The sequence below is a fragment of the Wolbachia endosymbiont (group B) of Dolichovespula media genome (assembly GCF_947179505.1).
Classification (GTDB): Bacteria; Pseudomonadota; Alphaproteobacteria; order Rickettsiales; family Anaplasmataceae; genus Wolbachia.
In genome coordinates this window covers 206,012-218,028 of sequence record NZ_CAMXBR010000001.1, presented here as the reverse complement: position 1 = coordinate 218,028, position 12,017 = coordinate 206,012, and the positions used below count along the sequence as shown (strand labels likewise).

Sequence of the window (12,017 nt, the reverse complement as noted above, 5' to 3'; positions counted from 1 at the left end):
TATTTATAGCACCATACAAAGAAATTAGTTATGTAAAAGCCGATATAGACTTTTATTTAATTAACTTTTTAAGGAGGAACATGCAAGCTATAACACTTAATAACCCAATAACAGTTGATGGAATTTCTGTCTCAGAACTTACTGTTAGACGTCCAAAAGTTAGAGACTATCTTGCAATTGAACGCTTAAATGGTAGTGACCTTAGTAAAGAAGTAACTTTGACTGCCAATTTGACATCAGTTGCAAAAGAAGCGATTGAAGAGTTAGATATTGCTGATTATGTGAAAATTCAAGAGGTATTAAAGGATTTTTTTTCACCGATTATCCAAAAAACTTGAGATTAGAAATACTAGTGCTTGGCTCTATCATAGGTGGTGGAGTTGAGCACATTCTTGATATGGAGATTAGTGAGTTTATTTCATGGAGCAAATTAGCTAGGGAGTTCAAATGTCAGTATTATCGATAAAAATAGGTGCGGTACTTGATGACAGTTTTAATACTATAATAAAGGGAAGCAGTAGTCAACTTACCCGTCTTGGTGAGAATATAAGAAAGCTTGATTCATCTTTAAAATCAGTATCAAAGTTTAAGCAGTTGGGTAGTGATGTTTTAACTAGCAGAAGGTCATGGAAAGGTTTTGAGGATCAAGTAAAATCTTTAGCTAAACAAATGAAAGCGATAGAGAAACCAAGCAAAACTTTAAAAGCTGAGTTTGATAAAGCTAAATTTTCTGCAACAAAAGCAAAAGAGGCATACTTAAGGAAGAGAGATGCTTTGCATTCATTCAATGAAGAAGTAAGAAAAAGTGGAAGAAATATTAAGTACTTAGTAAGTGACCAACATAAACTTGGCTCTTCTATTGAAGTATTAAAAGGTAAGTATGGTAAGCTTGGATCTGCAATACGTAGTCACCAAAGTTTTTTAGCAAGCAAAGCACATTTTAAGTCACAAATTATAGAGACTATTGGGCTAGGGCTAACGCTTGCAGCTCCAGTTAAAGTTGCAATTGACTTTGAAAGTGCTATGGCTGATGTTACAAAAGTGGTAGATTTTAAAAAAGGAACGGATGAAGCAACTAAATTTGCAAAGAAGTTAAAAGAGATGTCACGTACTATACCATTATCAGCCGCAGAACTGGCACAAATAGCTGCAAGTGGTGGTCAACTTGGTATCAAGAAAGAAGATCTTTTTAAGTTTACAGAAACAGTGGCAAAAATGTCTACAGCATTTGATATGTCTGCAGAGCAAGCAGGTGATTCTATAGCTAAACTCTCTAACGTTTATGGAATTGATGTTAGTAAAATGGAATACGTTGGTAATGTAATCAATCACTTATCAGATAACACTGCTGCCAAAGCAAAAGATATGGTTGAAGCTCTAGCAATAGTTGGTGGTACTGCAAAACAATTTGGTCTTGACATCAAGGAAACAAGTAGTTTAGTAAATGCCTTCGTTAGTTTAGGTAAACAACCTTTTCGGTCAGGAATATCAAGATGATATTGCATTATTAGCTGGAAGTTTTAACAAATACGAAGATGCTATAAGGTTACTATCTGACACAGAAGAGTACAAGAGCTCGTTGCAGAAAGAATTTCAAAACCGTGTAGACACCACAGCCAGTAAATTACGACTTCTTCGCAACGCAATAGCTGAAGTTGGTATGAACCTGGGTTCAGTGATGCTGCCTACTTTAAAATCTATAGCTGAATTTTTACAAGAAAAAACTAGAAGCATAGCGTTATTTGCAGAAAATATCCAACTTTAACCAAAGCAATCATGGGTACTGTAGCAGCCTTGATAAGTTTAAAAGTTGTAGCAGTGGGACTAGGATACGGATTTACATTGCTAGGAAGTACGATTTTTAGTCTGAAAGCAAACCTACTTGGAGTATTTTCATTTTTATCAGCTACAGTTTTTCCTGCAGTAGTAACAGGACTAAGAGCAATAACACTCGCTAACCCTATAGGACTTTTAGTTGCTGGACTTATTACTGGTGCAGCTCTTGTTATAGCTAACTGGCAAAAGGTGAAAGACTTTTTCTCTAGCCTGTGGAAATCACTCATTGAACCTATAGGAAAAGCTTTTTCATGGATAGGGGAAAGTGTATTTGGAAAAGTATTGGAAAATAGCCCACTGAAAGAATTTGAAAAAAGAAAAACTGAAATAAAAGCAGTCCATACTCCCATAAAGAGTAATATTCTCAACAGTGGAAATCCTGTGCTAGGTAACAGTATAATTAAAGAATTTTTAAAGAGAAATAAAAATAGCTTCAGAGTCAAAAGCCTTATTGAGGAGACAGAGAGCGATAAGATATTTGCAAGGAGTAAGTTTGAAAATAAAGAACAAAATAAAACTCAGAACATCACTAATAATTACACTATCAGCATTAAAGCAGAACCTAACCAAGATGTTCGTAGTCTTGCAGATGAAGTAATAAAAAGGATAAGAGAAAAGTCACGTGATGTTTTATTTGATACGGTAGAGACATTTTATTGATGCTATCTCTTGGTCCGTATAAGTTTGCTCCCACAAGTTTAAAGTATAGCAGAGAAAATCGTTGGAGCACGATTGAGTGTATTGAAAATATGCCACTATTACAAAATATCGGTCAAGGTGTAGAAAATATAGATTTAGAAGGAATGATTTATCTGCATAATCTCAACGGGCTAAATCAATTAAAGAGTGTGAAAGAAGCTGAAAAACCACATATTTTAGTAGATAGTTTAGGTAATATTTTAGGACAATTCGTAATTACTAGGTTAGAAGAAAAGCAGATGTATTTTTTACCTAATGGACTACCAAGAAAAGTTGAATTTAGTTTGAGTTTAAAAAGCTATAGATGACTGTATACTATGTGAGTAAAGAAAATGAGATGCTAGATCTGATTTGCTGGAAACATTACGGATTTACTGATGGAGTAGTGGAATTAGTACTAGCAGAGAACTTAGGTTTGGCAGAATACGGAAGCTTTTTGCCTGCAGGATTAAAGATAAAGCTTCCTACTATTAAGAAAATAGTACAAAAGTCAAAATTAAAGGTCTGGGAATAAATGCAGCCAGATTTTATAATAGATAAATGTGAATCAATTAAAGATAGAGTTATATCATTGCACCTTACAGATGAATCAGGAATAATAGATGATGTAGTTGAAGTGTGTGTTGATTACAGGGATGAAGACATAGATATTCCGAATGAATTGAACATAGCACTAGGTTATAAGGAATTTGGAATCTTTCCAATGGGTATGTATACAGTCAACGAAGTGACTATACAGGCTCCACCTAAGACTCTACTAATCAAAGCTCATGCAACAAATTTAAGAATATCTTTGAAGGCAAAAGTATCAAAAGAATGGCGCCAAATTACCATAGAAAACTTAGTAAAAGAAATAGCCCAAAAACATGGATATGGATACAAAGTCGCTGAGGAATTTAAGAATGTATTAATACCCCATATTAATCAGGCAGATGAAAGTGATATAAGTCTGTTAACAAAGATCGCAACAGAGCGTGAAGCAATGGCAAAATTAGCTGGTGGGTATATATTGTTTATTTCAAAGAATATGGCAAAATCAGCCACAGGAAAAGCTTTAGGAACAACGACTATTAGACCTCAAGATACAATTAACTGGAAAGTGCATTTTACCGTACGTGATAAGTATAATTCAGTAGTGGCAAAGTGGCATAGCTATGAAAAGGGTGAAACTATTAAAGAAACAGTTGGTAGCGGCGAGCCAAGTTATATTATGTTAGAAATGTACTCAAATGCAGAATCAGCACTAAGTGCAGCAAATGCTAAGTTAAAACAACTAAAGCGAAATAATGCAGTATTGGATATCACTATACCTGGTAATCCAGAGTTATTTGCAGAAGCGAAACTTAATCTTATAGCTTTTAATCAAGCGGTGGATGGTGAATGGATAGTTAACAGAGCGGAGCATACTTTAAATAGCTCAGGTTACCTTACTATGTTGTCAGCATCTTTGAGTAAGTAATGTTAATAAAAAATGAGTAAATGATCTATTTAATATTAAAAAGATGTTGAATATGGATAAATTGGGTCAAGATACAAAAAACAAGCTGCATTTTTGGTGGCTTATAACAGTAATAGTATGTATTATTGCTACCTATTCCTACATGAAGGCAAGAGCTGCAGATAATTATAAAACGATGTTACGCATTGCTTCTCAAAATTGTAACTTAGAGACTATAAAATTCTTAGTAGAAAATCTATTAGATATTAATGTGCAGATCCCTAAATTAACAGCACTACATTATGCTGCAGAAGAGGGATGTGCAGAGGTTGTAAAATTCCTAGTAGAAAAAGGAGTTGATATAAATGCTACGAAATATGAAAGATGGACACCTTTACATGCAGCTACATATGAAGGCAAATTGGAGATAATTAGATTTTTATTAGACAAAGGTTCAGACCCTACCATTAGAGACACAGATGGAAAAAATCCAAGAGATGTAGCTGTATTAAGGTCAAGGCACAATAAAGATAAACCTTACAAGGAAATCATAAAGCTACTTGCTAAAGCAGAAGATCAATACGAATCAACAAAAAGTAATCACTAAAGCTGTAAGTTTTCTATAATCTGCATATAAATTTCCAAAACTATCCATAACAAGTTAATATTTTCACATGAAAAAGCAAAAAATCCCAATAGCGGTAATAATAACAATAGTTCTACAGACTGTAGGATTCATATGGTGGTTGGCAAAACTTGACTTACGTGTACACATCCATGATAAATTTATAGAAAAAAACCAAGGACTAATCGAAATAGTCTATCGACTTGAAGAGAGAGTGAAAAACCTCACTGAAGAAGTCAACGAACTTGAAGCTATTCACAAACACAAATAAATTTTACAGTGACAAAGTACATTTTATCTGTAGATGGAGGTGGCATTAGAGGGATAATACCTGCCATTATTCTAGCAGAAATTGAATCTAGGACAAAAAAGCCAATTTCCCAGATTTTTGATTTAATGGCAGGAACCTCAACCGGTGGGATTATTGTTGCTGGACTTTGTAAAAGCAATAAACTTCAATACTCTGCCAATGATTTGGTTGAACTTTACCAAGAGTATGGAGCATATATCTTTCAATCATCATTTTGGAGAAAATCAATTGCTTCTTGGCTGAGTGGTTCTCAGTACTCATATAGAAATATGGAATTTATTCTCAACAAATACTTTGGTGAAAGTACTATGGCCGATGTTGCGAGTAATCTACTACTCACCAGATACCGTCTTTATTGTCAACAAATTATTTAGCTAAAAAGAATAAAAAATAACAAAAAGTTTTAATTTAGGCTGATACCTTCTATAAACTAGTGTAACTATTTATAAGTACTTTCAGTTTGTGTGGCGTACTTATAAATAGTTACACTAATTTTTTACTGTGCCTTCTTAGTTTTATGAGAATTGTTTTACAAAGTTACTAAGCAACTCTGTTAAAGTCAATGTGAGAGGCAGTGCATCAGTTATACGTTCAGCGAATCTGTCTCTTATAAAACAAGCAGCAATTGTAACCAGGTAATAAAGATACTCAAGAACATCTAAAGTTTAGTACAAATGACAAAATATATTCTCTCAATTGATGGTGGTGGAATAAGAGGAATTATTCCAGCAATGATATTATCCGGAATAGAGCAAAAAACGGGTAAACCTATTTCTCAAATTTTTGATTTATTGGTGGGTACTTCAACTGGTGGTACTATTGTAGCAGGATTATGTAAAAAAGATAGCAAAGGAAAGCTACAATATTCAGCTGATGACTTGGTTAATCTTTATCAGGAGTACGGACCTTATATTTTTAAGTCTTCATTTCTAAGAAGATCAATATTTTCTTGGATTAACGGTGCACAATACCCCAGTAAAAATATTGAACATGTACTTCATAAATATTTTGGCGATGATATCCTTAAAAACACTTTAAGTAATGTGTTGATTACGAGTTACGATATTCACAATAATTGCCCATTTTTCTTCAAAAGCTGGAAAGAGGATAGAAATTTTATTAAATTAAGGGATGTATTAAGAGCAGCAACTGCAGCACCTACTTACTTTGCACCTAAATATTTAAAAATCAACCAAAAGGAAATGGTATTAATAGATGGAGGAGTTTTTGCCAATAATCCAGCAGCATGTAGCTATGCAAGCAGCAGAAAGCTATTTCCTAACGATGATGTAGTACTTCTGTCCATCGGCACTGGCAGATCGTCTCATTCCATTAAATACCTCAGATCGAAAAGACTTGGCAAAATATCCTGGATTAAGCCATTGATAAACGTAATGTTTGCCTCTGGACTAGATTGTGTAAATTATCAGCTAGACCAGATTATTAACAATAGCTATATCAGAATTCAATCGCAGCTAAAAGTAGCATCAACGGAGATGGACAATACAACATACGAAAATATCAAGTGTTTAAAAAAAGAAGCACAAATGATGATTGAATGTAATCAAAAAGCAATAGATAAATTCTGTACAGTAGTATCATAAACTTTAACCTTTTAATCTAGAACTCGCATTTTTGGACGTTTCCTTTTAAGCTTCAGTAAACCTCCTAACTCTATAGTTCTTGATATGATCTGGATTAAAAGCCTTCCTTGAACTTAAAACACCAAAAACTATATGGAGTAATTTACGCATTGCAGCTCCCACAATGGCCATATTATGCTTGCCTTTCTCTTTTAACTTCTCACAAAAAGTCATAATGATAGGATTGTGATTTTTAGCTACTATAGCAGGAAAGTACGTTGCCTTACGTAATATGCGTGAACCGGTTTTACTTAATCTGGGCTTGGCATGTACAGATGAGCCTGATGTTATATTTTGTGGTATAGTTCCAGCATATGCTGCCAATTGCCTGGCATTTATAAAAGTTTTTATATCAGGAATTTCAGCTAAAATAGCTATTGCTGATTCTTCTCCTATGCCTGGAATAGTCAATAGAAGTTGAAAATTTTCCAACAATTCTTTGTGTTGATTTAATAGTTCACGTACGGAGTTTTTTATTGTTTCTGTTGATTGTTCTATGTTCATTGCAAGGCTTTCCCAAGCATTTACAACTTCTTCAGGAAGTCTCTCTTTTTTTTCTAAATGATTATTTGCTAGTGTTAACTCATCTTTTAATGCATCTGAGCAACGATAAAGATGTTTTAATTTTTTCTTTTCAGGAGAAGGTGGTGTCCAACGAGAAGGTTCCTGTCTTTGACAATAATCTGCAATAATCTCTGCATCATACTGGTCATTCTTTTGTCGTTTCAGCTTACTCCTTGCATAAGATTTTATGCAATAAGGATTTACAACACTAACGAAATATCCGGCATTGTGGAGAAATTCAGCCAAAGCTTCACTATAGCAACCAGTAGCTTCCATACAGGCTTTTACCTCTTCTATGTTATGTTTTTGTAGAAAGTTTGCCAGGCCTTGAAATCGAGAATCATCGTTTTTAAATTTCCTTTTTCTAGTTTCACGTTTTCCTTTTTTACTTATAAACGAAAGAAAAACGTCAAAGCGTTCTTTTGAAACATCTATACCAAGAAAGTTGTTGATCATATATAACTCCATACGTTACTATTTTAAAATGAAAAGTAAGGCTTACCTTGTGAATACAGAATTAGAACCATTGAGGTCTTTCTACGATACCGTCCAGCCTATACTTTTGAGAAGGGGACTCTTATCTGGTCAACAGATTTTATATCTAAGTTATGACTCAGAGTTCTTCCCTTCTCCACCTAATGCTTAAGCTTAAAACACTAGATGCTTTTTACAAGATACAAGTTATGACATTCACAATAGTTGTGAGTTTTTCTTCAAAAGTTGGAAAGAAGAAAACATTAAGTTGAAAGATGCACTCAGAGCTACAACAGCTGCCCCAACGTACTTTACACCAAAACGTCTAAAAATTAGCCAAACAGAGAGAGTGTTGATAGATGGCGGAGTGTTTGCTAATAATCCAGCGGCTTGTGCATATGCAAGTGCTAAGAGGTTATTTCCAAATGATGAGATTATACTGCTATCAATAGGCACTGGTGGAACAGATAGAAGTATAAAGTATGCTAACTCAAGGAAATTTGGCAAAATAGGGTGGGTCAAGCCACTACTGAATGTGATGTTTGCCTCTGGATTGGATTGCGTTGATTATCAACTAGAACAAGTAATAGACGATAAATATATAAGAATACAATCGCAATTGAAAGTAGCATCGACTGAGATGGATAACATTACATCAAAAAATATCAAATCTCTTCAGCAAGAGGCAAAGGCAATGATAGAGGACAACCAGAAATTAATAGATAAACTTTGCGATTTCATATCTTAATTTATACCAAGCAAAATTCAACTGAGCCAAAAAAGTTGGTTAGCAAATTCTGCAGAGCTAAACAAGGGTTTGGAATAGATAATATATTAACTATTCTTACTTATATCTAAAATACAATTCAATTTTCACAATCACTCAACTCATCAGCAGTTAGGCCACTTGCTCGCACAATAATATCAAGAGCAACACCTGCCTTTGCTAGATTTTTCGCAACTTTGATCTTTTCTATTTTTTTAACTTTTTTCTTGCCACTTTTCATACTTTCAGATAGAGATTTGACTAGTGATTCTTGAGTCTCATCTTCTCTGTACTCATCCATTAAACTCAATAGCTTTTTGCTTTCTCTTGTTTTAGGTAGCAAAACTTTAATATTCACTGATAATTCCCCTGCTATTTCATATAATTTATCAAATGATATTGCAGTATACCCTTTTCATATTCGTGTATTTCCTTGAGTGTTACACCAACTTTATCCGCTAAATCTTTCTGAGTATACCTTCTTATCAACCTCCATTCTCTTATTCTTTGCCCTACTCTGTAATATATAGAATCAGTGCAGATTTCTCTCTCTGTATTATCATACTCGTAAATAGATAAGCCGGTTGCTTGGGAAATTATGTCAACTGAAACTCCTTCTTTGACTAGATTTTTTGCTATTTCCAACCTTGCTTCTTCTTGATTAATTTTTTCGCTAATATGAACAAACCTGACTAATGAAGGTACTATTTTGCCTAACTTTTGATTCTCGTATATTTTTGTTAGATAGAGTATTTCTTCGTCTTCATCTTCATACTCTCTTACTGTTATTGGTTTAGGTAATAGATCTACAACATTAACTGACAGTACTCTTGCTATTACATATAGTACTTCAATCGTAATAGGAATATACCCATTTTCATAATTGGTTACTTCTTTATATGCTAATCCGATTTTACTTGCTAACTCTGCTTGAGTACACCTTTGCATTAATCTACAATCTTCTATTTTTTGCCCTATTTTATAACTTATAGAACTAATATCTCTTACAGAAACAAACATATATACCTTATTTAGAAATAAATTTTCATGCAATTTGATCAGCGGATAAACCAACTATTTGCAAAATAATATCAATAGAAATTCCCCCTTTTACTAGATCTCTTGCAACTTTGATCCTTTCCGCTTTTCTCACTTTTTCTTCACAAATCCTTATACCTTCAAACAGAGATTTGATTAATGCATTACGTAGTTCTTGGCTCTCAATTTCTTTGTATTCTTTAATTAAATCAGGTAGCTCATTTTCTACTGTACTACCTTCATCTTTCTCTATTAGTAGATCTGTAATATTAATCGATAACGCTTCTGCCATTTCATATAATTTATCAAGTGGAACAGCAGTCCTTCCTTGCTCATAGTTGCTTATTTCGTGACGGGTTGTACTCATTTTCTCTCCTAAATCTTTTTGAATATACTCCCTCACTAGCCTCCATTCTTTTATCTTTTTTCCTATTTGGCAGTAAATAGAACCTCCTTTTTCTTCAACGCATTCATCAGCAGACAGACCAATTGTTTTTGCAACGATATCAACAGAAACTCCTGCTTTAATCAAGCCCTTTGCAATTTTTATTTTTTCCGATTTTCTACTACTTTTCTCACTAACTTGGACAAATTTGGTTAGTAAACAAAATATTTTACGTAACTCTTGGTCATTAATCTTTTTATATTCTCTTACTAGATTTAATATCTCTTCTCCCTCATCTTCAAGACAGATTTTTGATACAGGAATAAGATCCGTAATACTGATTGATAGTGCCTCAGCTATAGCATATAACCTTTCAATTGGAACTCTACGATTCCCTTTCTCATATTGCAGTATTACCCAGTACTTTACACCAATTTTCTCCGCTAAATCCTTTTGAGTATACCCTCGCTCTAACCTCCAACTTTTCAATTTTTGCCCTACTTCATAGTCTAGACTTTTTTCCACGCAAAAAACCATATATATAATATTTTCTACTATAGCTCAAAGGCTCCAGTTCTCTAATTGCATACAAGTCAATAATAATTTTTTTTGTATCATGAAAAATATTTTCTGATGTAAAATTCAGCTCTAATACAACCTTTTATTTACTATCATGTTGTTTTGTTCAATCAAAGAGTGCCTTATCGGCAACTAAAAACTAGTACTAAATTTCTAATTAACCCCTTTTAAATTAGTGTAGCCAATGAATATGTGGATAAATACGCCTACACACATTTAAAGTATTTATCCACATATTCATTAAGCTTATAAAAACTAAGGTATCATTTTTTCCCCCATAGCCTTAATGATTTTATATAAGTTAAAATAGCACGCTTCCATGGTTCTCTCCGCGGTCTGATATGGCTAGTTTATATTTTAGCCAAGCCGCACTATACTTGTTAGGCGGAAGTGGACGGCAACATGTAAACTACGAAGTCTATGCTTCAACCGGAGCTCTTGCTTATCCCTTCCATCGGCATTGCTATCTTTACTTTACATAAAATTATCTACTTTTTTGCATTTATTAGTAACAAAATTCTGTTTTGTTAACCAACATTTTATGCATGATTACAGACAACTTACGTGCTACAGCAACAATTGCTTTTTTCATACCCTTCTTTTTTGCAATCCTTAATCCCCAACTCCTCAATTTAAATGTCCTTTTACATTTTACTAGTAAGACTTGTGCAGCTTCGTACAGCATATTCCTACATTCTACTGGTCCCATTTTTGATATACTTCCATGCCTATCAATCTCTCCAGAAGCGTATTGTCTTGGGCTCAACCCCATATAGGCTCCAACTGTATAAGATGTTTCAAACCTATACGGATCATCTATTGCAGCTTTATATGTCATTGCTACTATAATACCAACTCCTGGTACAGTAGTTAATAATTTACAATCCTCGTCTTTTTTGCCTTGCTCTGAAAGTATTTTATCAAGCTTTCCTATTGATTCTTCTATTGTTTCTAAGCTATGTACTAATGCTTCAATTGAATTCTTGCTAATTTCATCTAGCTCATTAATTATTTCCTGCACTTTTAAAGCGAAACTTGCAGATCTGGAACGCTGATCAACTTTTATCCCGTGTATTTTCAATAACCCTCTTATTGTTCCCTCAATTTTCTTTCTGCTACATATTAATTGTCTTCTGCTCCCAAGCACCACTTTAATCTGGCAAGCTTCGTCTGATTTTACTAATACCTCTTTAAATAGCCCAGCTCTCATCATCTGTGCTATACCTCTTGCATCATTTTTATCATTCTTATTGATTCTTGCAGATAATGCTGCTGCCATATGCCTTGCATCCACACAAGTTACTGGTAATCCAAAATTTCTCAGCTCTTTGCACATTGATATTGATAGTTGTCCACTTTCTATTCCTATGGATTCGTATCCTTTGCTTTGGTCAAGCAGGTACTTAGCTATTGCGTCACTTTTGCTTGCAACAACTTCTTCTTTAACAATTTTTCCTTTCTCATCAACGATACTAATAAAAGTTTCTTTGAGTGAGACATCTAATCCGCTATAATACTTCATGAGACTGCTCCTACTGTAAAAGTTTAAATTATCTTTGAAGAACCAATTCATTGAATTTGTTACTTCGTGCTAAAATAATGGAGTATGTCTCTCCACCATTCAATAGCAATTACAGTATGTAAACTCTGGAACCTTAAA

Annotated in this window: 10 protein-coding genes and 4 pseudogenes; 10 read left to right on the top strand and 4 right to left on the bottom strand. The window is 33.9% G+C overall.

All coding sequences use genetic code 11. From position 1 onward, the window contains the following. The first annotated feature begins 80 nt into the window (after positions 1 to 80). From OM967_RS01040 to OM967_RS01000, 9 genes and pseudogenes are all read left to right on the top strand, one after another. Positions 81 to 338, top strand: coding sequence for a phage tail assembly protein (locus tag OM967_RS01040; RefSeq protein WP_010405430.1), 258 nt, complete (start codon positions 81 to 83; stop codon positions 336 to 338). A gap of 109 nt (positions 339 to 447) precedes the next feature. Continuing rightward, positions 448 to 2,496, top strand: a pseudogene (locus tag OM967_RS01035) (phage tail tape measure protein). Continuing rightward, a complete protein-coding gene (locus tag OM967_RS01030; RefSeq protein ID WP_015589018.1) occupies positions 2,496 to 2,843 on the top strand; it encodes a phage tail protein in 348 nt (115 codons plus the stop codon). The pseudogene OM967_RS01035 and the gene OM967_RS01030 overlap by 1 nt, the downstream one beginning before the upstream one ends. Continuing rightward, positions 2,840 to 3,049 (top strand): tail protein X, encoded by a 210-nt coding sequence (locus tag OM967_RS01025; RefSeq protein ID WP_006015620.1) that lies wholly within the window; start codon positions 2,840 to 2,842, stop codon positions 3,047 to 3,049. The genes OM967_RS01030 and OM967_RS01025 overlap by 4 nt, the downstream gene beginning before the upstream one ends. After that, entirely contained in the window at positions 3,050 to 3,994 is a 945-nt protein-coding gene (locus OM967_RS01020; protein ID WP_264337381.1) for a contractile injection system protein, VgrG/Pvc8 family, read from the top strand. Between the two features lie 52 nt (positions 3,995 to 4,046). Then, positions 4,047 to 4,580 (top strand): ankyrin repeat domain-containing protein, encoded by a 534-nt coding sequence (locus tag OM967_RS01015; RefSeq protein ID WP_264337380.1) that lies wholly within the window; start codon positions 4,047 to 4,049, stop codon positions 4,578 to 4,580. Between the two features lie 67 nt (positions 4,581 to 4,647). Next, positions 4,648 to 4,869, top strand: a complete 222-nt coding sequence (locus tag OM967_RS01010) for a hypothetical protein (RefSeq protein ID WP_015589022.1) — start codon at positions 4,648 to 4,650, stop codon at positions 4,867 to 4,869. 8 nt (positions 4,870 to 4,877) lie between these two features. Next, positions 4,878 to 5,264 (top strand): annotated as a pseudogene (locus OM967_RS01005) (patatin-like phospholipase family protein); the annotation flags it as partial. A gap of 318 nt (positions 5,265 to 5,582) precedes the next feature. Beyond that, positions 5,583 to 6,512 (top strand): patatin-like phospholipase family protein, encoded by a 930-nt coding sequence (locus tag OM967_RS01000; protein WP_264337378.1) that lies wholly within the window; start codon positions 5,583 to 5,585, stop codon positions 6,510 to 6,512. A 45-nt stretch (positions 6,513 to 6,557) separates the two neighbouring features. Here the strand turns inward: OM967_RS01000 and OM967_RS00995 are convergent, their stop codons facing one another. Continuing rightward, positions 6,558 to 7,571 (bottom strand): IS110 family RNA-guided transposase, encoded by a 1,014-nt coding sequence (locus OM967_RS00995; RefSeq protein ID WP_264337377.1) that lies wholly within the window; start codon positions 7,569 to 7,571, stop codon positions 6,558 to 6,560. A 220-nt stretch (positions 7,572 to 7,791) separates the two neighbouring features. Between OM967_RS00995 and OM967_RS00990 the strand changes: the two are divergent. After that, positions 7,792 to 8,337, top strand: a pseudogene (locus OM967_RS00990) (patatin-like phospholipase family protein); the annotation flags it as partial. A 118-nt stretch (positions 8,338 to 8,455) separates the two neighbouring features. Here OM967_RS00990 and wmk (OM967_RS00985) read toward each other — a convergent pair. From wmk (OM967_RS00985) to OM967_RS00975, 3 genes and pseudogenes are all read right to left on the bottom strand, one after another. Then, positions 8,456 to 9,375: pseudogene (wmk, locus tag OM967_RS00985) on the bottom strand (WO male-killing family protein Wmk). Between the two features lie 25 nt (positions 9,376 to 9,400). Then, complete coding sequence (gene wmk / locus OM967_RS00980; RefSeq protein ID WP_264337376.1) at positions 9,401 to 10,315, bottom strand: WO male-killing family protein Wmk; 915 nt, start codon at positions 10,313 to 10,315, stop codon at positions 9,401 to 9,403. Between the two features lie 547 nt (positions 10,316 to 10,862). Next, positions 10,863 to 11,930: an IS110 family RNA-guided transposase gene (locus OM967_RS00975; RefSeq protein ID WP_264337368.1), complete on the bottom strand. Its 1,068-nt coding sequence runs from the start codon at positions 11,928 to 11,930 to the stop codon at positions 10,863 to 10,865. Positions 11,931 to 12,017 lie beyond the last annotated feature (87 nt).